At 45.8% G+C, this 22,568-nt stretch carries 27 protein-coding genes and 1 pseudogene; 10 read left to right on the top strand and 18 right to left on the bottom strand.

The genetic code is table 11. The annotated features are described in order from the left end of the window. Nucleotides 1–14: 14 nt before the first annotated feature. The 10 genes and pseudogenes from O8C65_05190 to O8C65_05145 form a co-directional block, all read right to left on the bottom strand. A complete protein-coding gene (locus O8C65_05190; GenBank protein MCZ7356307.1) occupies nt 15–2,363 on the bottom strand; it encodes a DUF3656 domain-containing protein in 2,349 nt (782 codons plus the stop codon). A gap of 85 nt (nt 2,364–2,448) precedes the next feature. Beyond that, complete coding sequence (engB, locus tag O8C65_05185; protein MCZ7356306.1) at nt 2,449–3,015, bottom strand: GTP-binding protein EngB; 567 nt, start codon at nt 3,013–3,015, stop codon at nt 2,449–2,451. After that, nucleotides 3,015–3,953 carry a DHHA1 domain-containing protein gene (locus tag O8C65_05180; GenBank protein ID MCZ7356305.1) on the bottom strand — a complete coding sequence of 313 codons (939 nt, stop codon included), beginning with the start codon at nt 3,951–3,953 and terminating at the stop codon, nt 3,015–3,017. The genes engB and O8C65_05180 overlap by 1 nt, the downstream gene beginning before the upstream one ends. Further along, nucleotides 3,950–5,674: a hypothetical protein gene (locus tag O8C65_05175; protein MCZ7356304.1), complete on the bottom strand. Its 1,725-nt coding sequence runs from the start codon at nt 5,672–5,674 to the stop codon at nt 3,950–3,952. Before O8C65_05175 ends, O8C65_05180 begins: the two co-directional genes overlap by 4 nt. Nucleotides 5,675–5,717: 43 nt before the next feature. Next, nucleotides 5,718–7,478: a ribosome biogenesis/translation initiation ATPase RLI gene (locus O8C65_05170; GenBank protein MCZ7356303.1), complete on the bottom strand. Its 1,761-nt coding sequence runs from the start codon at nt 7,476–7,478 to the stop codon at nt 5,718–5,720. A 12-nt stretch (nt 7,479–7,490) separates the two neighbouring features. Beyond that, complete coding sequence (locus O8C65_05165) at nt 7,491–7,835, bottom strand: hypothetical protein (GenBank protein MCZ7356302.1); 345 nt, start codon at nt 7,833–7,835, stop codon at nt 7,491–7,493. 6 nt (nt 7,836–7,841) lie between these two features. Then, entirely contained in the window at nt 7,842–8,726 is an 885-nt protein-coding gene (argB, locus tag O8C65_05160) for an acetylglutamate kinase (GenBank protein ID MCZ7356301.1), read from the bottom strand. A 54-nt stretch (nt 8,727–8,780) separates the two neighbouring features. Continuing rightward, nucleotides 8,781–9,188 carry a hypothetical protein gene (locus tag O8C65_05155; protein MCZ7356300.1) on the bottom strand — a complete coding sequence of 136 codons (408 nt, stop codon included), beginning with the start codon at nt 9,186–9,188 and terminating at the stop codon, nt 8,781–8,783. Nucleotides 9,189–9,224: 36 nt separating this feature from the next. Then, nucleotides 9,225–9,562, bottom strand: a pseudogene (locus O8C65_05150) (nucleoside 2-deoxyribosyltransferase). Between the two features lie 245 nt (nt 9,563–9,807). Beyond that, nucleotides 9,808–10,341, bottom strand: coding sequence for a J domain-containing protein (locus tag O8C65_05145; GenBank protein ID MCZ7356299.1), 534 nt, complete (start codon nt 10,339–10,341; stop codon nt 9,808–9,810). 494 nt (nt 10,342–10,835) lie between these two features. On the opposite strand from O8C65_05145, the gene thiI reads away from it, so the two are divergent. Beyond that, nucleotides 10,836–12,005: a tRNA 4-thiouridine(8) synthase ThiI gene (gene thiI / locus O8C65_05140; GenBank protein MCZ7356298.1), complete on the top strand. Its 1,170-nt coding sequence runs from the start codon at nt 10,836–10,838 to the stop codon at nt 12,003–12,005. Here the strand turns inward: thiI and O8C65_05135 are convergent. From O8C65_05135 to O8C65_05125, 3 genes are read right to left on the bottom strand one after another with little or no spacing between them, the layout of a single operon-like run. After that, nucleotides 11,998–12,477: a thioredoxin domain-containing protein gene (locus O8C65_05135; GenBank protein MCZ7356297.1), complete on the bottom strand. Its 480-nt coding sequence runs from the start codon at nt 12,475–12,477 to the stop codon at nt 11,998–12,000. The genes thiI and O8C65_05135 overlap by 8 nt on opposite strands. Nucleotides 12,478–12,524: 47 nt before the next feature. Further along, a complete protein-coding gene (locus O8C65_05130; protein MCZ7356296.1) occupies nt 12,525–12,794 on the bottom strand; it encodes a hypothetical protein in 270 nt (89 codons plus the stop codon). A gap of 40 nt (nt 12,795–12,834) precedes the next feature. Next, nucleotides 12,835–13,530, bottom strand: coding sequence for an RNA ligase partner protein (locus O8C65_05125; protein ID MCZ7356295.1), 696 nt, complete (start codon nt 13,528–13,530; stop codon nt 12,835–12,837). 339 nt (nt 13,531–13,869) lie between these two features. Between O8C65_05125 and O8C65_05120 the strand changes: the two genes are divergently transcribed. The 4 genes from O8C65_05120 to O8C65_05105 all read left to right on the top strand — a co-directional run bounded on the left by O8C65_05120 (nt 13,870) and on the right by O8C65_05105 (nt 16,453). Then, entirely contained in the window at nt 13,870–14,163 is a 294-nt protein-coding gene (locus O8C65_05120) for a hypothetical protein (protein ID MCZ7356294.1), read from the top strand. Between the two features lie 159 nt (nt 14,164–14,322). After that, nucleotides 14,323–14,499, top strand: a complete 177-nt coding sequence (locus O8C65_05115; GenBank protein ID MCZ7356293.1) for a DUF5350 domain-containing protein — start codon at nt 14,323–14,325, stop codon at nt 14,497–14,499. A gap of 131 nt (nt 14,500–14,630) precedes the next feature. Next, nucleotides 14,631–14,927 (top strand): hypothetical protein, encoded by a 297-nt coding sequence (locus O8C65_05110; protein MCZ7356292.1) that lies wholly within the window; start codon nt 14,631–14,633, stop codon nt 14,925–14,927. A gap of 65 nt (nt 14,928–14,992) precedes the next feature. Next, complete coding sequence (locus tag O8C65_05105; GenBank protein ID MCZ7356291.1) at nt 14,993–16,453, top strand: RtcB family protein; 1,461 nt, start codon at nt 14,993–14,995, stop codon at nt 16,451–16,453. A gap of 2 nt (nt 16,454–16,455) precedes the next feature. Here the strand turns inward: O8C65_05105 and O8C65_05100 are convergent, their stop codons facing one another. Continuing rightward, nucleotides 16,456–16,800, bottom strand: coding sequence for a DUF5615 family PIN-like protein (locus O8C65_05100; protein ID MCZ7356290.1), 345 nt, complete (start codon nt 16,798–16,800; stop codon nt 16,456–16,458). A 6-nt stretch (nt 16,801–16,806) separates the two neighbouring features. Then, complete coding sequence (locus O8C65_05095; GenBank protein MCZ7356289.1) at nt 16,807–17,097, bottom strand: DUF433 domain-containing protein; 291 nt, start codon at nt 17,095–17,097, stop codon at nt 16,807–16,809. Nucleotides 17,098–17,310: 213 nt separating this feature from the next. Between O8C65_05095 and O8C65_05090 the strand changes: the two genes are divergently transcribed. The 4 genes from O8C65_05090 to O8C65_05075 are packed head-to-tail and all read left to right on the top strand — an operon-like array spanning nt 17,311 to nt 19,637. Further along, the gene (locus O8C65_05090) at nt 17,311–17,964 is read left to right on the top strand and encodes a hypothetical protein (GenBank protein ID MCZ7356288.1); all 654 of its coding nucleotides are present in this window, start codon (nt 17,311–17,313) and stop codon (nt 17,962–17,964) included. Continuing rightward, a complete protein-coding gene (locus O8C65_05085) occupies nt 17,961–18,551 on the top strand; it encodes an METTL5 family protein (GenBank protein MCZ7356287.1) in 591 nt (196 codons plus the stop codon). The genes O8C65_05090 and O8C65_05085 overlap by 4 nt, the downstream gene beginning before the upstream one ends. Next, nucleotides 18,538–19,350, top strand: coding sequence for an exosome complex RNA-binding protein Csl4 (locus O8C65_05080; GenBank protein MCZ7356286.1), 813 nt, complete (start codon nt 18,538–18,540; stop codon nt 19,348–19,350). The genes O8C65_05085 and O8C65_05080 overlap by 14 nt, the downstream gene beginning before the upstream one ends. An 8-nt stretch (nt 19,351–19,358) precedes the next feature. Continuing rightward, nucleotides 19,359–19,637, top strand: coding sequence for a DNA-directed RNA polymerase subunit L (locus O8C65_05075; GenBank protein MCZ7356285.1), 279 nt, complete (start codon nt 19,359–19,361; stop codon nt 19,635–19,637). Here the strand turns inward: O8C65_05075 and O8C65_05070 are convergent. Both O8C65_05070 and O8C65_05065 read right to left on the bottom strand, forming a co-directional pair. Continuing rightward, nucleotides 19,615–20,088: a DUF2240 family protein gene (locus tag O8C65_05070; protein ID MCZ7356284.1), complete on the bottom strand. Its 474-nt coding sequence runs from the start codon at nt 20,086–20,088 to the stop codon at nt 19,615–19,617. The genes O8C65_05075 and O8C65_05070 overlap by 23 nt on opposite strands. Next, nucleotides 20,081–20,563 (bottom strand): hypothetical protein, encoded by a 483-nt coding sequence (locus O8C65_05065; GenBank protein ID MCZ7356283.1) that lies wholly within the window; start codon nt 20,561–20,563, stop codon nt 20,081–20,083. The genes O8C65_05070 and O8C65_05065 overlap by 8 nt, the downstream gene beginning before the upstream one ends. A 75-nt stretch (nt 20,564–20,638) precedes the next feature. On the opposite strand from O8C65_05065, the gene O8C65_05060 reads away from it, so the two are divergent. Continuing rightward, nucleotides 20,639–21,805: an NAD(P)/FAD-dependent oxidoreductase gene (locus O8C65_05060; GenBank protein ID MCZ7356282.1), complete on the top strand. Its 1,167-nt coding sequence runs from the start codon at nt 20,639–20,641 to the stop codon at nt 21,803–21,805. A gap of 117 nt (nt 21,806–21,922) precedes the next feature. Here the strand turns inward: O8C65_05060 and O8C65_05055 are convergent, their stop codons facing one another. Next, entirely contained in the window at nt 21,923–22,501 is a 579-nt protein-coding gene (locus tag O8C65_05055) for a hypothetical protein (GenBank protein MCZ7356281.1), read from the bottom strand. Between the last annotated feature and the right edge of the window lie 67 nt (nt 22,502–22,568).

Genomic DNA, 22,568 nt, shown 5'->3' with positions numbered 1-22,568 from the left:
GTCAGAATTCATCTTCACACCACACCTCTGAAATAATGACCTGTTGTATATTTCCCTATGCAATCCTTCCCCTTCCTCCTATCCATAGCCTCCCTGTACGCCCTCGTAATCTCCCCGATCTTATCCTTATCATACATCCCCGCCTCTATCCTTAGGCACCCCACGCCCGCTTCCATTATCTCAGGCACGTACTCAAGCATGCACAGCTCGCGGGAGTTCATCACGCAGGTTCTTCCCTCCGTGTCTGTTCTTACAGGAAAAGCAAAACCCTTCTCATCCTTCAGCATGCCATCCTTGATGTCTCTCGAAAAAAGGCTGCCCACAAGATTGTGCTCTGAAACCATAAGAGGGAAATTGCCGTGCACTACGCATTCGGTTGCGCCATATTGCGTAAGGTTTTTGATTTCCTCAAGTGTAAGTTCGGGTGAGAGAGTTATCCTCTGGCTATAATTTAAAAGAAAATTCATCGTCAGCCTGTTGAAGACATTGAAAGGATAATCCAGGATTATCGACTTATCCATATTGCGAAGATAATACAAAACCCCAAGATTTGAAACAAGGAAACCATCAGAATCCAGATTAGCATTTAAGTTTTTGATATCTTTTATTATTCTTGGCGTGCTGATAAATACACCTGCGCCCCTTTTGTGCGCGTATTCTATAGCATAATCGTAATCCCCCCTTTCTACAAATCTGCGTTCATCTGCGTTCATCTGCGGTTCGTTATTTTCAGACACATCGCCACCAATGTACACAACATCGGCGCCGCTATCAACAGCAGCCTCACAAGCTTCAATGGTATCGGTCTTCACAGCCAAAATTGGTTTGATTTTAGCATTTCTCTTTCCAGAGGCGATCTCAGGTTTCTTGCATCTACGCTTCCATTTCTGCACCCTCTCTGCCTCAAGCTCGGCAACCGCTCTGCGGCGAAGCTCGTTCAGTTCAGAAACCGGAATAAAAATGTTCTCGTCAGAATCAAATGAGATTTCATGCGCCTCAAAAACAGTATTTCCGAGTTTTTTTAACTGAGTTGCCATCCAGTCTTTTGAGATCGGCTTACTTTCTGCCCTGCTGACGATTCCACCTTGAACTGCAATTTCATTTTCGCCATCGTTGATGCAGAGTTGAACAGGCTCGCCTATTCTGGCTTTAACTGACATTTTTACTGGAATCTTCCTGATGCTCTTTGCTTCTAAAGAAGCCATAAGCCTGCTGTCGTAAGTCTTGAAAACGGCGCTGCCTTTACCTATCTCGATATCAAAAGGTATCTTGACCAGACCTGAGCCCGCTGCGCTCACTCTTTTATTGTTTGCATACATGCTCCTGACAACAAATCCATCCCCTCCTCCTGTCCCGATGCCATCTCCAGCACTCAGCGGCGCTTTCAGGTATAATGAAAGTAATTTTTTCCTGTTATCATATCCAACAACAGTGCCGATTTCCGTACCGATATTATGAGGATATTTTCTGCTCATCAGTTGGCTTCCCGGATTCCCAAAAAAGTATCCCGTGGTGAATCCCCGGTTGAACAACTGGAGCAGCGTATGCTTCTCTTCATCCGTAACATGGAAGTTCCCCTGCGCCTCAAAATATCTCTCGATAAGCTTTCTGTATATGCGAACCACTCCGGCCACATATTCATGCCGCTTCATCCGCCCTTCGATCTTGAAAGAGTCAATCCCAGCCTTTACTAAATCTGGGATATGCTCGCTCATATTGAGGTCTTTGGGGCTGAGGAGATAGCCTTCAATTTCTTTAATTCGGTATTTTTTCCGGCAAGGCTGGGCGCAGTATCCGCGGTTGCCGCTCCGTCCTCCTATCATGCTGCTCAAAAGACACTGCCCCGAATATGAAAAGCATAAAGCGCCGTGGATGAAGGTTTCAATCTCGCATGAGGTTTGTGATTTTATGCTGCGGATTTCATTAAGGGACAATTCACGAGCCAGAACCACGCGCTTAACCCCCATCTCATGGAGGAACTTCACCCCTTCAGCGTTGTGAATGGTCATCTGTGTGCTGGCATGGACTGGGAGTCCGGGAAGCTGCTCACGCAGAAGCCGAAGGATGCCCAGGTCCTGCACAATGACCGCATCAGCGCCGGCATTGCAGAGGAATTGAAGATAATCAAACGCCTCTTCAAGCTCTGAATCCTTGATCAAAGTGTTCACAGTCACGTACGCTTTAACGCCTCGCACATGCGCATAATCGATAGCCCATTCAAGCTCCTCGCGATTGAAGTTCGAGGCGTACTGACGTGCGCTGAAAAGTCTCCCGCCAAAATATACAGCGTCAGCCCCGTTCTCGACTGCTGCTATGAGGGCTTCTTCGCTGCCGACAGGGGCGAGAAGTTCCGGCTTTTGCATGGTGGGATATAATATTATGAAGGGTTTAAAAAGCTAAGCACAATTTTAAATTCCCCAAGCGAAATTCCTCTGGCACAGCTGTTTTTTATTTTGTTCTCCCTTCCATCCTTTTCTGCATTATCTCTTTCAACCTTCTCACTTCCTTTTTCTTCGCGCTCACTGGCACTATCACATCAATCCACTGTTTCCACGGAGGCATCATGCCCAGGCGCTCCGCGATTCCATCAAGCGTTTCATCAACGGCCTTGACTTTGTCTATTTTGTTCGCAGCCACCACAATATCGATATCCAGCTCATGCAAAAATTCAAAAAGTTCAACCTCCACGGGTATTTCGTTCCTTGCAGCCCACCTGTCCACGATCTCAGCAAAAGATGCAGCGTTCACAACCATAACCGCCAGGACTATATTCGGCGCATTCTTTTCCAGATAGTGAACAATATTGTCCTTGATGGCATCCATGCTTTCTTCACTTGTGCCGCTCATGAACCCGAATCCGGGCATGTCCGTGATCTGGAAATCCTGGTAAGGTATATGCTGTGGCTTTCTCGTCACACCGGGGCGCCTTCCTGAAGGGAGCTTCCTGCCCGTGAGCGCTGTAATTAGCGTGGACTTGCCCACATTGGAGCGCCCCACGAATATTATTTCTTTCATTACCCTAACGCATCGTCCAGGTCATATAAAAAAGCTTCCAGCTCTCTTTTCGGAATGCGAGCACCGCCTGCAAAAGGGTGCCCTCCTCCCGTCCCGCCATGGCTGAGAGCCACACGGCGCAGTATTGTATTCAGATCCACCCCGCCATTGCGAAGGCGGATACTTATATCATACACATGTTTCTGTGCCCTGTACTCGCAGGATACACCCACAAGTGCATTTCCGTAGGAGGCAGCGTAGATTGCCGCTTTTGACATATATCCATTGATATCGATAACATAAGCAAGATTTTTCAATTTCACCACACTCTTCCTGACCAAAGACCTGATCTCCTCTTCCTTCCGTGAAGCTATAACAGCCGCATCAAGAAGACCTTCTATCTCCGGAGGCGGCATATCATAGGATAGCGCGTCAGCAATCTTTCTCTTGCAATTATAATCTCTGCCTGCGTAGGTTATCCCCTGTATCAAGGTTCCCGCATAAAAATACAGCGTCCTCTTATCCCAGTCTCGTTCCCATTTTTTTACTACGGCGGTCTCACTGAAATCCCCCATGGCGCCATAGATCGCCACGCGCCTCATATCGCGGTTCAGGTTTTTCTCAAAGATACGGAATGCCAGTTCAGCAGTGGAACAAGTATCGTAAAAGAACCAGTCCGAATTATACCTTCGCTCAGGCAGTGGATGGTGATCCATGTAAATTACGTTTGATTCATTGGCCAGCTCACTTAATTTTATCTTGAGCTGCGGGTATGTTTTTTCATCTATCGCGATATCGCAAATCACGAGATCATCATACCTTTCACGGATATTGTTCAGTTCGCTAAGAAGACCTACAGGACTTGTGAAAAATATGGTTGAATCCGGAAGTGCACTTTTGACTATGGCGCCAGAGCATATCCCGTCGCAATCCCCATGGGTGAAGATTATCGAACTCATCTGCGTCTTCTGGAGGCAGCGAACACCAAGACCAGGACAGCGATTATGCCATTAAAACCAGGGGTTATGGGAGTCGGAGTTGGTTCAGGCGTACCCTGCGATGAATTCTTAGACTTTGCACCTGGAATTAACGATTCAAGCGAGTGGATTATTTTCTGTGTCAATGTTTCCTCAGGCACTGTTGTTTGCTGAGGTCCGGCCAGCGCCACTGTTTCAGCCGGCTTTGGGGTCTCTGTTGGAGTTGGTGTACTCTTGTTAGGGTTCATAACAGAGACGATGGGCCTATTCGACATATTTTTCGCACGTAATAACCCTCTGTATTCCACCTCGGTATAATTAATCACAGCCGCAGGTAATTCAATGTTTCCTTCTTGATTCATGCGGATGGTATAGGTGAAGTTCATGACAGAATCAGGGTCAGACCAATTGAGCAGTGATGTTGGACCACCGACCATACTAACACTGTCCGGCAATGAGTCTTTAACTTCGATCTTTGTACCTATATCCCCCACATTTCTAAGACTCACGGTTACATTTACATTATCACTCAGGTTCACCATAGACTTGTCCACGGTCTTGTTAAATAATATCTTTGGACCGTTGACAACCACTGTGATTGTTTGTGAAGAGGCACTGTAAGGTTTATTATTGACCGTGAAATTCGCATTCACCGCCGGGATTATAAACCCATCGAGGTTGGCTTCAAGAGGTTTAAGTGAATATGTCGTGCCCCATTCCTGTCCGGGCTTGAGCACGGGTATAACCCATTGAAGCGAGGTATTGGACATAAGTGCAAAATTATCATTCAAGCTGTCGTTAACACGGATATTGTATATATCAAACATTCCCCCGTTCCCCACGTTTACTCTCACGGTGGCGATGTTCTTAAGATACATACGGTCTCTCATGCCTTTGCTGATAACGAAGTAATTCAGCTTTGGAGAGACTGTGATGGCTAATTTACTTGTCGCAGCTTTGTACTCCAGATATTTGATATCAAAACCTTTTGCATCTGCGCTCAGGTTGTATGTATTCATATCGATCAATTCAGGAACAACCAGTATGACCGAGAAGCTCTGGCTCTCTCCGGAATTCAATTCGTAATAGTATTTGTGAAGCTGATTGGTATCCCCTCCCCGGAGTTTCAGATCGTCTATATTAAGGTAAACATCTATATTTTTGGCATAACCGTGACCACTGTTAGTTACCTGCGCAGTGGCCGTAATTATCTGGTCGTCGTATGAGGTGTAGGTCGACTTATCGGTCGTCACTGTAACATCAATTTTGGGAAGCGCCCTCCTCTGGATGGATATGGCGGCATATGGTTTATAATACTCAAGTACCCACTCTTGTGAATTCTTAGCTGGCCCTCCTGTAAAAGATACCTTGACTTCATTATCCGGATCGGTATAAACTCCGCTGGCCAGAGTCAATATAAGTTCTTTGATGAGGGTGCCATTATTATAGACCTCAAGAAAAACCTGCGGATCCACGGGGTCTTCCGGTACAATAGTTCCATCGATCTTTTTTATCCCTGGAACACCGGCAGGGAAATTCACTGCTTTGACCGTATACGGCCCGTTGCTCAGTGTGTCGCCTTTATAAAGAGTACCAGTGACAGCTGTATCCCACCATGCCGCATCTTCAGGACGGGGAGCGTTTGCCAGTGCAAGGTTTGCCGACCAGAGGATTATTATCAAAACTGCCAGGTACTGTTTCATCTCATTATAATAATGACATACAAACTAATATATTTTTCTAAGACTAATAACTATAATAATATTCTCCCCTTGCCTTCTGGGTCCTGTCAAGCTGAGAATCAGGTTTATTGACCCTAGGCCTTTTTGTCTCCTCGTCCCGCCTGAATGTGATACCTATATTCTTAAGGAACAGGTTCATACCTTCCCTCATATTGAACGGGCCATGAACCTCACCTATTACCATTGGTTCTCCCTCAAATACAAGGAGCCTGTCGCTCAACATATCTATCATGTAGATATCATGGTCCACAACCATCGCGCTCACCTTGTTATTCTCGGCAAACCTCCTTATGACCTTTGTGGCCAGTACCCTTTGTTCTACATCAAGATGGGCTGACGGTTCATCCAGAAGATACAGGTCTGCGGTACGACTGAGGCAGGCCGCTATTGCCACCCTCTGGAGTTCGCCCCCGCTCAGGTCATTAACTTGCTGGTTAAGCAACCTCTCGAGCTGGAGCGGTTTTATTATTTCAGTCTCATAATAACTGGTACCGAATTGTTTGTTTATGGAACTGAGATAGTCCGAAACCTTGACAGCTTCATCAGCTTTGATATACTGGGGCTTATAGGATACTTTGAGGTTCATCTCCAACATTCCCTTCGTGGGCTGGATCTCACCTGCCAGTATCTTGACAAAAGTTGATTTGCCGATCCCGTTAGGGCCTACGATGCCGGTCACTTCGCCTTTCCTTATCTCTCCACCCCTGGCAATAAGCTCGAACCCTTCCTCGTATTTTTTCGAAAAAGATTCAAATCTTAAGAGAGAGGCGATTTCCTTAGTGGGCTGAGGCGCATGAACCTCGAATTCTATTGCTTCCGTGCGTATCCTCACATTTTCCTCTCGCAGGAAGCCTTTGAGGTATTCGTTTATCCCTATCCTGACCCCTTTTGGATGGGTGATCACACCGAAAGCTCCGGGTGTGCCGTAGGCAACATGGACTACGTCAGCAAGCAGGTCCAGTATCGCAAGGTCGTGCTCAACTACCATCACGGCTTTTTTCTGCGCGAGCTCTCTAATGATATGTGCGGCTTTTATTCGCTGGTAGATATCAAGATATGGGCTTATCTCGTCTATGAAATAGAAATCTGCCTCCTTTGCAACACATGCTGCAAGGGCTACCCTCTGGAGTTCACCGCCGCTTAACTCTTCGATTTTGCGCTCCATTATATTTTCGATATCGAGCCGCGATACTAATTCTTCCAGAATTCCGCGGTCATCTGTCCTGGATAAAAGTTCAGAAACGCTGCCTTTGAATTTCTTGGGGATCATATCAACATATTGCGGTTTCTGGGATGTCTTTATTTTCTTCTTCGATACACCTTCAAGGTAATCATGAAGAACAGAGCCTGCGTAATATTCCAGGATGTCCTCCCAACCGATCCTGCCTCTTCCGAGATTGGGTTTTAGCGTTCCCGAGAGTATGTTTATCGCGGTGCTTTTCCCTATGCCATTCGGTCCAAGGATACCGGTCACTTTTCCGACCGTGGGAACAGGAAGACCGTAAAGGGCAAAACCGTTCTTGCCAAATCTGTGCGTCGGCTCTTCTAGCTTCTCAGGCAATCCGATTATTATAATAGCATCAAAGGGGCAGCGTTTGACGCAAATCCCGCAACCTACACACAGCTCTTCGGAGATGACTGGCTTATCATCCTCGCCCATCGTTATTGTCTCATCCCCCGTTCGTACCCTGGGGCAGAACTTGATGCACTGGATACCGCACATCTTTGGCTGGCATCTATCCTTGTCTAAAACCGCAAGTCGCATAAAGCACCGATCTCATTCATTCAATAAAAGAGTCCAGATTACAAGCATGAATATTACCGTCAGAAACTCTACGTACAACCAGTCTTTTATTTCAAATTCCTTTACCCTTACGCCGAGTAAAGGATACAGCAGTCTCTGGATGTAATACGAGAGGAGCACGACAAGCAGAAGGATGGAAACCCATGACACACTGGTTGCCTCTTTGAATTTGAAAAAGAACAGGAGCGCAAAAGCCGCACCTATGAATGCCGGCAGGACGGTTTTCTTTATCCCCTCGATGAGCAACCTTTTCCTTTCTTCCGGGGTTATGATCTTGGCTACCGGTTCTGTTTTCTTCTCTTCCTTTTCTTTTGTCACTGTAATTCACTCTTTCCTGTAGATCATTGTTCCTATACCTTCGTGCGTGAACAGTTCAAGCAGCAGGGAATGTGGCATGCTTCCATCGATGATATGGACCTGCCCGACGCCACCTGCTATTGCAGCCGCGCTTGATTTGACCTTTGGTATCATCCCGCCGCTTATAATCTCGTCTGCAATAAGTGTTTCTATTTCTTCGTATGCTATCCTGGAAATGCGCGTCTGGGGGTCTTTCGGGTCCCTGAGTATGCCCGGAACGTCGGTGAGGGATATCAGCTTTTTGGCACGAAGGGCTGCTGCTATATCGCCTGCAACAGTATCTGCATTCACGTTCAGGTCATTGCCCTTTTCATCGGTCGCTATGGGAGATATGACAGGTATATACCCTTTACCGGAAAGGATCATCACGAGTTCGGGATTTATGACCTCGGTTTCTCCTACCCAGCCAAGGTCGATCTCCTTCTCCACACCTTTCACCGTCACGCGCTGCAGTGCAACCTTCTTTGCAACGATGAGCCTGCCGTCGCTTCCCGAGAGGCCAACGCCTTTCCCGCCATGTTTTCCTATCAGCGATACTATCTTGCTGTTAACATTCCCCACCAGGACCATTCGTGCGATCTCGAGGGTCTCATCATCCGTCACGCGGAGGCCGGCAACGAATTCGGGCTTTTTCCCCATACGTTCCATCTTTTCCGTGATTTCAGGGCCACCGCCATGAACTATTACAGGATGGATACCAATGAATTTCAAAAGCACGATATCCTGCACTATCTGTTCCATTACAACAGGGTTTACGATCGCATGACCTCCCATTTTTATTACCATGATCGAGTCGTAGAACTCGCGTATGTACGGGAGGGCTTCGATGAGTATGTTTTCACGCTTGAGCATCTGGGGTAAAATGGGGATACGGATATTAAAAGTTATTCTTGATGTGAATCCAGATCACAGCATATCGGACAGCAGGCTTTTCCCGGGCGGCTCTACAATCTTTTTCTCGCTTTCCTTGAGTTCAAAAAAAGAAACCATCCTTGCGCCAACTTTTTTCCGCGTGTAGATTATCTGCCCGCCTTTCTCAAGGAATAAATCATACAACTCTTCGAATTGCGCTTTCTCCTCATCCGTGAGCTCGATGGATGAAAGTTTCCCGGAAAGATGGTTTATTGCGATCATTACATTCATCTCCCTTACCCTCTTGAGCTTTGATTTCTCCTCCTCTTTCTCTACGTACACGCTTCTTTTAAGTTCCGTAGACCAGCCCACCAGCTTTCGTTTGAACTCCACGAAGGTAATGGGAACATATTCCCCTTCTTTTGGTTTTATGAACTGCTTGATTAAATGATACTCGTCCATTTACTTGAATCTCGTAAGCGTCTCGTTCATGCATTATCACAATTCATTTAAATGATTTAACAGCTCCGGGACGCTCGCACAGAGCCTGACCGAGCGCTCTATCATCAGGTTTACCGTGCCTTCAATGCCAAGCGTGCGGAAGTCCGTCCTCAAACCAACGATTGGTTTACCCAGCGCATATGCATATCCTATCTCCCATGCAGTCCCGGAATCGACATCTGTCCCGTCGATCACGGCCACGATTATATCTGAATCGAATCCTCCTGGGGCAGGAAAACATTAAAGCCTGCTTTCTTTATCTTATCTCTGAGTTTTCGATTGAAATCAAGCTCGGCCTCTGAAAAAAGCGGTGCAGCGAGATAGACAGTCCTCATACACTCATCATAGTATTGATAAGCAAATAAGCTTTCTCAAGCGGGACGAAAGTATTGATCGGAAATATTTGTGCCCTTTGTAAGAAAAACTTCAAAAAATCCCTCGCCTCTAACTGCGAGCGCAGGAGTATTCGCTTTTCCCGTGCTGTGCGACCCGAAAAGAATTTTCTTTGAAACTTTCAATCTTTAAGCAAAACAAGCACTCATTTTCATAAGAAATTACGAGCAACGGCACCGTTTTAAATCTAGGTTAATTCTCTTCTTAAGATTTTATGTGCATTATTTAGCTGCTTAAATTTCTCAGTGTCCCCGGAAGGCATATCCGGATGTAATTCTTTTGCCATAGCTTTGTATTTTTTAGTAATAATCTCCAAATCGTTCAAATCAGGGTCAACGTCGAAAAATTTTCGTGCCTCTTTGCGTTTATCATCAACATCTGAATCCTCCCTGAACTCCGAAATAAAGTCGTCAAAAGTTTTTTTTTCAGAAAGAACCAGGTTGGACTCAATCTCAATTACCTTGAATAGAACATGGAGATTATCAACGAATTTACTTTGCATGTTATGACTGTAATACATTCGATGGCCTGAGTAGTACCAGGTCGCAGAAGCTTTGGCTTTTTTTATCGCTACATTTTCAACAGGGATATCAATATCATTTTCGTTGACGCCTATACTTCTTAAAAGCATAATAATATTATTTTTAAATTGCAAAGCCCTTCGATTATGAGCATTTTTAATAATTACTGTCTCTATTTCGTGTCCTTTTATTATTATCATTTGATTCACTCATTTTCGTTTTTGAAGACCTTACTGGTGTTGTGTCAACCATACTATATCGTAAGAAATTTAGTAACTCTAAATTTTATTGCTCAACACTAAGTGAGTCAGCTCTTCTTATAATTACCATCGTGGCATAAACTTATCCATGCAGGCTCCCTATTGGAATTTCATAGTGTGTTAGTATCTAAATAGAAATATTTTGGGAAAAGATACGTTACTCCGCCAGCATCCTCCCTACAAACGCCTCCATCAATCTCTCGCCTGCGAGCGCAGGAGTCCGGCTTCAAGCTCAACGAAATACATGCCCGGCCACACGTGCTAAGTACGCCTCTCCTGCAGGCAGATTATAGCTCGTGCAGCAACTTGGAAGGCTGCGTTGTTAGGGCGGACTGCGATCTATGACAGCCCATTCATCTTGTTCATCTTGTTCGAAAGAATTAAAAGTAAGTAACTGGTTGAGATACAAAGTTTATTTTCAATAAAAAGGTGAAATGATACTGAAATTTACTGATGTGGTTTTGGTAAGGTATGATGAACTCGCCCTGAAAAGCAATAAGGTCAGGACAAGATACGAGCAGATACTGGTGAAGAACTTGAAAGCAATGCTCAATGCCGATGGTTGTGATTATTCCGAAATCAGCAAGGAAATGGGCAGGATCTTCATACATTCCGCCGATCCAGGCGCCGTAAAAAGCGCGGCAAAGGTATTTGGCGTTGTCTCTGCAAGCCCTGCTCATACATGCGAACCAACCCTGGAATCCGCGGCGAAACTCGCGGCAGAGGTTGCAGCCGGTATGATACAGGAAGGCCAGTCCTTCGCTATAAGGTCGCGGCGGGCGGGGAACCACGATTTTACCTCGAGGGATATAGCCATTGCCTGCGGGGATGCGGTATTCCAGAAGGTGGACAGGAATACCAGGGTCGATCTTGATAATCCAGATGCAGAGATCTTCGTAGAAGTGAGGCAGAAAATAGCCTATGTTTTTACGGGATCGGTGAAAGGCGTCGGGGGACTACCCATGGGCACCCAGGGAAAGATGGTTGCCCTCATCTCGGGAGGCATAGACTCGCCTGTGGCTGCCTGGATGATGATGAAAAGAGGTTGCGAGATAGTACCGCTGTACCTCAATAACCAGCCTTTTTCAGACGAAACCACGCGCGAAAGGGCGATGCAATGCATTGATGTTCTCCAGAAATGGTCCCCCCAGAAGAAACTCACAATATATGAAGCCCCGCATGGAGAGAATCTCCTTGCTTTCCTGAATAACTGTGACAACAGGCTCAACTGCGTATTGTGCAGGCGGATGATGTACAGGATCGCATCCGAGGTCCTGAAGCTCGAAGAGGCGCACGGGATAATCACGGGCTCATCGCTTGGCCAGGTGGCATCCCAGACCTCGCTGAACATGCTTGCTGAGATGTATGGCATGGAATACCCGATATATCATCCACTCATTGGGCTTGATAAACTTGAGATAACGGATATAGCGCGCAAAATTGGGACTTTTGAGCCCTCAACAAAGCCCGCGACATGCTGCATGGCGGTGCCGGAGTACCCATCCACTGCAGCCAAACCGCAAGAGGTGATCGAGGCTGAGAAACTGATCGATGTGCCTTCGCTTGTGGTTTCAATGGTGAAAAATATGAAGAAATTCACCTGATAGCTATCTTTTTTATAACAAGTAATGGAATTATCGCCAATATTAAATCCGGTATTTCAAACCCGGAGGTTTCCTTCGGCAATTTGCCTCGGGATTTTCTTATCTCTTCTATCATTTCCTCAGGCCCAAGATAGCCGATATGCCTTCCCACCTCTTTACCCTTTGGATCCAGGAAGACCACCGTGGGATAATAGGCAATGCCATACTTTGTTTCGATATCGATCCTTTTCTGGGTATCCACCTTGATCGCTATGAAATCAGCCATCTCCCTCACAACGCGCGGATCAGGATACGTCCCCTCCTCCATGGCTATGCAGGGCCCGCACCAATCGGCATAGAAATCCATGATGATAGGTTTGTTGCCTGTTCCGGCGGCGAGGATGCCCTCCTCGTAGGTGTACCAGTGGGTGGCTGCCCCAGGCAGAACTAACGTTGCAGCTGAAACGAATAGTAGTAGCCAATTACCTCTCATAATGGCAGAATTGGATATTGAGTTTAAATCATATTCGAAATCTATCGCTACTTCCTCACCTTTGTCTCGCCCAAAAATCTCTTAACCATCGGCGCGTCCCCGAACACTTCCTCTCGCTTTCCTTTCCAGTTGATATATATCGCAACGAGTGTTATTGTCATGCCGATGGAAGGATTTTCGGGATTGGCGGCCGTCACACCCATGCCAATGAGCGCGAGAGCGCCCGCGGTCATGCCGCGCAGGGCACCTTTCCTGTACGATTCGATCCTGGTGCGGTGGAAGATGCGGATATCCCTGAGGGTTAGGAAGATGATCACACAAAACACGAAGGCTGTGATGTATACGAAGATGGACATATTAGATCATGCTTGCCACTTTTTCGGGTTTAGTGCGTTTCAGGTATTCCTTTATCATCGCGGGAAAGGATTTTGCGTTCACGAAACGAAGGCCGAGCTGCTCTGCCCATTTCTGGATCCCTACATCGCTTGCCACAACAGCAGCATCAAGCTCTTTGGCAAGAAGGAGCACATCAATATCAGGAGCGCTGTCAAGGATACCATAGCGCAGTGCGTTCCTGTATTTATCCCTGAATTTGTTTATTATCTCGCCAATGACATTGCGCTCTATCTCCGGCTCGATCTCATGCTTTGTGCGGGCTTTGGTCGTGCGGAAAAGGCACTCTGTAGCCCCTTCCCATATCGCTTCCTCGGCTACGTCCATACCTTTGTTGATACGCCCGCGCATGAAATCCACATAGTCATAGAATATCTTTGAAGGGATTTTCACTTCATACCTGTCAGGGGTTTTTTTCACAAGCCACGTGTCTATCTTTGCCAGGGTTTCATCACCACAGCCGTTGTTCCTGGAAAAATCCCTCAACTCGTTGTACACCGAAGGAAAAGGGATATAGCAGCTTATCCCCAGGTGCAGCCGTGCCTCTGCTATAATGTCCAGGATACCCCCCATGGCAACGCAGAGTGTGCCGCCCTCAAGTTCCCTTGTCTGTGTATCGGTAAGCGCACTGGTATCCAAAACGAATCGCTGGCGTATCATAAAAATTATTTTTATATTACTATTTGTTTATTATAATCCTATTCTTTATTCTTGTTATGGTCTTTGAGTATATCATAATCACCCTATCATAAAAAGCTTTAGCTTGTCCTTAACGATATCTAATTTATGATCGAGTAACCGAAATTGCAATGTTTTTCAAGAACAATATCGAGTTAAAGAGCACTGAAAACTGAAATTAATTAGATTCGTTACAGCCATTGCCGCCAATCTGGATTGCAGAAAACATTATAATAATAATGAGTATTAATATTTACATATATTAACATATTAATAAAATATATATACTTGAAATTACACTTCACTTATTGAGGAGTTGACATGAAAGTGCGAGAAGTGCTCCAGGAATTCATACCATGTGAGGTATGCGGAAACAGAGATATAAAAAATTTCTATTTTCATGTATTCGTCCATCAGGGATTTCAACCATACGTGAAATGCTGCGAATGCGAAGAAGAATACTATTCCACAAAAGCCAGAAGCATCATAACGCGGATAGAGGACTTAAGAAAAGCAAAAGCTCACTCAAGCCTGAATCATAAAAATGCAGAAAAAAGTGTTTTCAGGAAGCAGGAATACGGCCATCCACTTTTGAAAACGCTGTCTCAAATATAGCCCTTATTCCAGGGTGGCATGCAATTCGTCATGGAAAATGTTTTTGGCAAGAGCCAAGAAAGTGCAGATGTATATGATAAAGAAAAGGGTTGAAACGGGGAAAGGTTTATGAATAACTGGAATTATTGAGAAGCCAGACAAATCACTGGAGGAAATCACATGGGAAAAACAGGCACAACGAAATGGGGCAGGATAAAGCACCGGAAAGGACAGATCATACTGGTGCCGGAATCCGAGCTCACCCACAAACGCCCTGGCCCGAATCAGCGTTACACTTCTGCGGGCGCAAAGCGCAGGAAGATAGCGCGTTCACCTAAAGCTCTCGTAAAAGCTTAATCTTCTTTTAGACCATCAAATTGGTGGTCTATTTTTTTCAGTTTTGTTCCTGAAGGATGAGTCCATGGTGAATCCTTTTTCAGACCCAAATGCTAAATTAGATATGTACATAGATACAACTCTAAATGGTTATGCTTACAGGAAGAGTCCAGCACGAACTTGAATTATTGAAAAGGCACGTCATAGTGCTAAAAAAAGTAAATGATAGCGGCCCGATCGGGATAATGAAACTTTCACTGGAAACAGGCATACCTGATCATCTGGTAAGGTATTCTCTTCGTGTTCTTGAGCAGCAGGGGCTGATCGCCCCATCCACGCAGGGGGCGGTGGCCAAAGGGTCGGCAGCAGAAAGATATTCAAATTTCAAATCCGAGCTTGAGAGGATAGTTGAGATTACAGGAGAAATCAAAAAGATTGGTTTTGGGTAGCTGTTAAAGTCAATAACTTTGGACTCCAGATATCCATCTGAGAATAATATTAACAGGGAGATAACATGCCAGACTTAACCAAAAAGGATGCAGCGAGCATCCTCACGAAAGTCAATGACTATACATGGGATATACCCCAGACTTATAAAACCGGCATGAGAGTGCCAGGCCGGATATTCGTCTCACAGAAATTGCTCGAGAACCTCGAGCATGAAACCCTGGAGCAGACAGCCAACGTGGCAACGCTCCCCGGCATTCAGAAATATTCCATGGCAATGCCTGATGCGCATTCAGGTTATGGATTCCCCATAGGTGGAGTTGCGGCTTTTGACAGGGATACAGGAATAATCAGCCCGGGAGGCGTGGGATACGACATCAATTGCGGGGTGCGGATAATCAGAACGAACCTCACAGCAGATGAAGTGCGACCAAGGATGAAAGAATTGATTGAACTACTTTTCCAGGAGATCCCCTCGGGTGTGGGCTCCAAGAGTAAGATCCGCGCCTCAGATAGAGAATTGGACGATGCTTTTCTTCATGGCGCTAAATGGGCTGTAGAAAGCGGGTATGGTGTTAAGGAAGATATTGAACATTGCGAGGAGAATGGTTTCCTGAAGATGGCAGACCCATCGAAAGTGAGCGAGAAAGCGCGAAAGAGGGGCAAGCCCCAGTTCGGGACACTGGGCAGCGGCAACCATTTCCTTGAGGTCCAATGCGTTGATGAAGTGTATGACGAAGAGGTAGCGAAGGTATTGGGTCTCCATAAAGGACAGGTCACCGTGATGGTACACTGTGGCTCGCGGGGTGCGGGTCACCAGATATGCGACGATTACCTCAAGATCCTTGAAAAGGCTACCCGCAAGTATGGTATAATCCTCCCCGACAGGCAGCTTGCATGTGCCCCTGCCGAATCAACTGAAGGCCAGAACTATTTCAAGGCAATGGCATCAGCGGCAAATTATGCATGGGCTAACAGGCAGGTCATCACCCACTGGGTAAGGGAGGCGTTTACAAGGTTCTTCAGGCGAGACGATCTTGAAATGAGACTTATCTATGACGTGGCGCATAATGTTGCGAAGCTTGAGGAACATATCATAAACGGTGAAAAAAAGATGGTGTATGTGCACAGGAAAGGAGCCACCAGGGCTTTCCCCCCCGACCATCCAGAGGTTCCGCTGGTTTACAGAAAAATAGGTCAGCCTGTACTCATTCCAGGCAGCATGGGCACGCCATCGTTCGTGCTTCACGGGACGCAGAAAGCGATGGAACTCACGTTCGGGAGCGCATGCCACGGTGCAGGAAGGGTCTCAAGCCGGTCGGCGGCGTTGCGGATGTTCCGGGGCGAGACCGTACAGCAGGAACTGGCGGCGAGGGGCATATCTGTAAGAGCGACAGAGCCATCAGTGATAGCTGAGGAAGCCCCCGCCGTGTATAAGCCCAGCGAAGATGTGGTGGATGTGGTTCACCAACTGGGCATTGCACGTAAGGTCGTAAAGCTCATGCCGATGGGAGTGGCAAAGGGATAGGTTCACAGGAACAATATGCGGTTGTGCATTTCTTCAGGGGACATGGTTTCCACTATTGCTTTCAGCCTGCGAATGCACTCCCCGACTGATAGATGCTGCTGGTGAACATATATTATCCCGTAGTGTTCCATTCCAGATTCAGCAGCCATGCTGAGGAAATCATCGTCATGGGTAAATATTGTTGCCCTTTCCTCTAAAGCATATTTCAATTGTTCTTCATCGCTGAGCCCGAGCTTTTTTTTATCTATGGCAGACCACGCTTCCACACCCCGGCGCCTGAGACCGTCAACGATTGCCACATTCACATTCTCATCTGTGTAGATCTTGATGCGATTTTCCTCGTTCAAAAATCCTCATGAAGTAAACTTTTTACGAAGTTTTGCTACTTTATCTTTCCTTTGCCTGATTTCCTGGTCCAGCTCTTCCCTGTGTTCATAATAAAAAGACAGAGCATCATGAACCTGGGGGAGAATCAGGTGGGGGTGAGCATTGACAATATCATCAGGAGCATGGCCGAGATACTCATATTCAATGATTATGTCCAATACGCGGATTCTTGTTCCTGTTATTATCGGGCTGCCTTTACTTATCCTCTTATCGGTTGTGATGTATGGGTGTTTGACCACTTGTTTTTGCATTGGCATTTGATGTTATTTATGGTACAATAACATAAGTATATTACTATTATTTTTAATACAAGTGGTTAATGTGACAGGAATTTATACAATAAAGAGAGAGAATTAGGAATTAAAAGTATGGTCCTATTGAATAAAGGCGTACGCAGGGAAATAAAACCAGAAAAGAATATTGATAACAAAGTTAAAGCAATAATTGAAGGATAATGAAATAACCAGCTTATGCCCTACGCAGCAAGAGACAGACAGGAATTCATTAAGCGGTCAAATCTGAACCCGGGATCGCGGGTGCTGGATCTCGGAGGAATGGTTTCCGGAGAACTTCCATCTGCGGTTTCAGGGATAACCTCAATGAGACCAGTATCCAACGCGGTTCTCATAAAACCAGAGAATTTGCCATTCAATGATAGTGCTTTCAATGAAGTGGTTTCCTACCATTACCTTGACCTGGTCTCATCCGATATGCTCGGAATTGTGTTAAAAGAAGTTGCAAGAGTACTGGGTCATGGCGCGATATTCTCCTTCATGGTACTCCTATGGTCTCCTCAGAATGAAGCCCAGCGCTCAAGCCTTTTTTTCAATGAGCTGCTAAAAGGCACAGGGGCCCTATACTCCCATGACTTCGAGATCGTAAGCAGGCAGCTTTCCTCATCAGGCTTTTGCGACATCACGGTTGAAACCATAAAACGTGATATAATAATCCCCAGGGATTTCACAAGATCGCATCTCCTGATGCTCGGGAACCTGATCAAGAAAGAAAAGGAACAGGGAGGGTTTGGAATAAAGGCTCCTGCAAGACTATATTTCAAACAGGTGAAAGTTTACGGGGAGGCCATGCTGCCAGCGCTCCATTTCATCGCAAGGAAAGCATTATGAGAAGAAAGCACCTGGAAATGCTTCTCGAACAGGTAGAAGGCTTCAAGTCTCCCAAACCCTCAAAAGAGCAGTACTCAACACCATCGATTGTAGCGGCTGAGCTTCTGCATTTTGCGTTCATGAAAGGAGATATCACTGACACCGTCTATGACCTGGGGTGCGGCAGCGGGATACTTGCGATCGGAGCTAAACTTCTGGGAGCAGAAAAGGTTATAGGTTTTGATGAAGATAGAGACGTTCTTGAGATTGCACGGGCGAATGCAGAAAGACTCGGAATGGATGTCGAGTTCGTATGCAGCCGCATAAATGAAGTGTGCGGAAAAGCGCATACAGTAGTAATGAATCCACCATTCGGCGCCCAGGTGAAAGGAAGCGACCGCCCTTTTTTGAGGAAAGCCCTCGAAGCAAGCAGCGTGGTTTACTCCATACACAACGCCGGAAGTGCGGAATTCATAAGAAAATTCATTAGTCCGTCGGTCATAACAGAGCATCGATTAATCGATTTTCCTATTAAAAGGACATTCAGATTTCACACAAGGGAAATAAAGGTCATAAAAGTAGAGATATACAGGATTGAGAAAAGATAGAGGGATTGTTATTCGAATAAAGAGAAGGAAGGAAACGAGCCGGAGAAAACTCGGAAAAAGCGAGTCAAGAGAAAAGCCTGAGAAATTAGAAGAAAAAGAATTTGAAGAGAAAGAAGAGGAAGTAGTGGAAGAGGAAGCGGTAGAGGAGGAAGTAGTAGAAGAGGAAGTAATAGAAGAAGGTGAGGAAGAGATAGAACAACCGGTAGAGCCAGCGGCGGAAACAGTTGAGGAAAAGCCAGAAGAAAGCAAGCTCGTTTTGCCGGGTGATCTCATCGGAACATCTGAAGAGTTCATACCAAAGAGCGGCACTTTCATGGACAAGGGCAACATTTATGCCGCGGCAACAGGACGGGTAAAAACAAATACCAGAGACCGTTCCATTTCAGTTCTCCCAGTAACGAATACCCCCCCCAGCCTTCAGGTTGGGGATATCGTTATCGGACAGGTAACTGATGTGAAAGACTCGGTCGCGCTGGTAGAAATTGCTGGCATTAAAGGAAAGGGAGAGCGTGAGATAGTCAACGCGGAACAAGCGGCGATCCATGTTTCGAATGTCAAGGATGCTTACGTTAAGGAACTTTACTACGAATTTGCACCTTTTGACATTGTAAAGGCAAAAGTGATAGACCTTAAGACCATGCGTCTCACGACATTGAACAAGGACCTGGGGGTCATGAAAGCTTACTGTGGAAATTGCAGAACCGTGCTGAAAAACGAAGAAGGTAAACTTAAATGTCCTAAATGCAAGAGAATAGAGACTAGAAAAATTTCCCAGGACTATGGAACGGGTATAATCTAGGTGATTTTATGGAACTTACAATTCTTAATAAGACAAAGAACGAGATCAATATAAAAGTCGCAGGGGAGACGCACACTCTTCTAAATGCGCTCAAGACCGCTTTGCTTAACAACAAGCATGTCGAAATCGCAACATATGATATTAAACACACTACTATCAGCGACCCCGTGCTTTTTGTAAGGACGGACGGCGCCGACCCCATAGAAGTGATCAAGAAGGCGTCGAATGAAGTGGTTAAAGAATGTGAGGAATTCATTAAGCTTTTTAAGAAGAAGGCAAAGGCTTAGTTAAAGCCATATATTCCTCTTCCATAAGGTCATCCACCAGCATCCCGAGTTCCATTGCGACCAGGATGGCGCTGACTTCTATTTCAACCAGCTTGGAGAGATCTTCGTGTTTTTTATTTATGAGTGATATCACTTTTCTTTTTTCCAGACCTGTGCCGAGTACGATGCGCTCAATAACCCTGTCAAATATGGGTTTTTTTTCAAAAACATTGACCTGCGGCTTGAATCCGGAAGGGATCTCAAGCGAGGCCAGGTCAAAAGAAGGCCGGATCAGTTCCCCATCCTTTCTTAGAAGTCCTTCTTTTTCGGCCCTGATCAATATATTTTTTGCCTGTTCGGGATTGAACCAGTTCAGATCCATAGCAAGTGCAAGCACGAACTCACTCTCTTTCAGTTCGTCCTTTCCCTTCATTTTGAAGGGCATTGAAACCGTGTAAGCCAGGTCAGACATTTGGTGTCTTTCTCAATATCTCATCTACAATAGTATCCGCTATTCTTGCGCATTCGGTCCTGCCCATTCCATCGATATGGTGCACCTTCATCGTGAGTACACCTTTCTCAAGATTGGCGCGGACAAGGTAGGAGTCCCCTTTAAAAGGTACCCGGTCGAATTTTTCATCCAGGTAGGAATACCTGAGAGCTACCCTGAAATCTATCGTTCCTTCGTTGTCAACGGTAGATAACACGGATCCAAGATTATTTTTGTTGAGCGAATAAAAATCAGTGCTTCTATCTGCGATCTCAATATTTATGGATCTCTTTGCTTTTATCGTGCTCCCTTTGAGGTCAGGGGCATCTGTAACAAATGTTCCGGATTGTCCGTCCATCCCTGCCATTACTGTCACGATATAGGGAAGATCTGCCTTGAAGTTATATTTTCGTTCAAACTCGGGTTTTTGGGGGAACTGATGATAAGTACGCTTCATGGTACTTGATATCGTCCGGGAATCTTAAAAGCTTTCTGCTAAGAGTTAATTATCCAGCTGACCATTAGGGAAAATATGAAATATGATGTCGTGGTCGTTGGCGCAGGTCCTGCAGGCGCAATGGCCTCGAAATATGCCTCACGCTGCGGGGCAAGAACCCTGCTGATAGAGGAACATGCCAGCATCGGCTCACCGGTTGAGTGCACAGGGTTGATCAGCACAGCTGCCCTCAAGGAATGCGAAATAGGAGAGGGGAATTTTATCCTTGCACGAATGAAAGGCGCTTTCGTGTACGCCCCGAACGGGGAAGAGCTGTGCATTCGTGGAAAAGGTGTGAAAGCGTATGTTATAGACAGGAAAATCTTCGACAGGTCACTCGTGGAGCGATCGCTTGACGAAGGCTCAGAGCTACTTCTAAAGACGCGTTTCGTGGGCATGGAAGGGAGTAAAATAAAAGTGATATCTAATGGTGAACGACAAGATATCGAGGTGAACATCGTTATCGGGGCTGACGGGATACAGAGCAGCGTTGGGAGGGCGGCAGGACTTGGGCGATGCAAGAAATTCTTATCAGGGATACAGTTCGAAGCCCCATACATAGCAAGAGATTCTCAGTTCGTGGAGATATTCACAGGGAAGGATATGGCTCCCGGATTCTTTGCATGGGCAGTCCCTTTTGAAGGCCTTGCGCGTATTGGTCTTGCCAAGAACCCGGACAATTTCCCGGCCAGGTATTATCTTGAAAAAATGTTAAAACATCCTGTCATTGCCCAAAGGTACAGAGGTTCGCGGACAGAATATGTTCTTGGAGGCATTCCGCTTGGTCCGCCCGACAGGACCACAAAGGATAATGTTTTACTCGTGGGTGATGCGGCAGGTCAGGTGAAGCCCACATCTGGAGGAGGAGTTTACATGGGCGCTGTGTGTGCAAAGATAGCCGGAGAAGTTGCGGCAAGAGCAGCGCGCAAAGAGGCGATCCCTGAAGAGTATGAAAAGAGATGGAGAGACACGGTTGGAAGGGAACTTGCCATAGGGATGAGGATTCACAAGAGCCTCGGGAAATTGAGTGACGAGAATATGAATGAGTTTATAGGATTCCTGAACAAGCCTGAGATAAGAGAGATAATCACGGATTACGGTGACATGGACCATCCCTCTATCCTTTTGCAGAAGCTCATTAGCCACGGAGATAAGAAGCAGCTCGTCAGGTTGCTCGGAGTCGCCTTTAGAACGCTTTTTTAGAAGAATAACTCCAACTGTGAAATATTCGGACTCCCAAAGGAATTCTATTTATTTAGTATTCAATGCCATAGCTACGTATTTTTTAACAAATATTTTCGGACAGCCAAAGAATTGTATTCACATTTTCCATGAGCCATCAGGTTGCTTCTTCAGCTCTAAACGCATCTCACCTGAGGTCCATTTTATAATGACTGATAGCATGCCCTCGGACGGGTCATCTTCCCCGGGTTCAAGCTCGAAGACATAAGGTTTATCTATATCCTTTAAATCCCTTCGAAATGATTCGAGTATCTGCGTCGAATTGTAGCCTCTCATGGCCCAGTCATTCTTAGTGTTCTGTGTCATTAAGATATCAAGGGCTTGCGGATCCCGGCTTCCAATCGATTCGACGATTGCCAGTGCCGCCTCTTTTGGATTTGAAAGGTTATAGAGCAGGTTCTTATGCTCCGAATCCCACTTGACGTTACCAGGAACTATATAAGGCACATAGCCCTCGGATGTGTTGATCATTCGTACTTCAACCGGAACAGAGTACTCATTTTGTACAGTTAAAGCAAGTCCATAATCGGGATACCTTTCACCATAATAGTACAGCACTGCCATTCCAGCCGCAATTAATGCAACCAGAATCCCAATGGTGAGGATCACTGTATAGGCCATCTTGTTGAGAGATTTTGCCATGATTATTCTACACATATTATATTATGAAACAATATATATTTTACGGCAAAATACTGAAGAATACGTAATCTTTATTATAGTC

The sequence above is a fragment of the Candidatus Methanoperedens sp. genome, assembly GCA_027460535.1.
GTDB lineage: Archaea > Halobacteriota > Methanosarcinia > Methanosarcinales > Methanoperedenaceae > Methanoperedens.
Note: the sequence above shows the minus strand (reverse complement) of the source record. Positions and strands in the feature narration are given on the sequence as shown.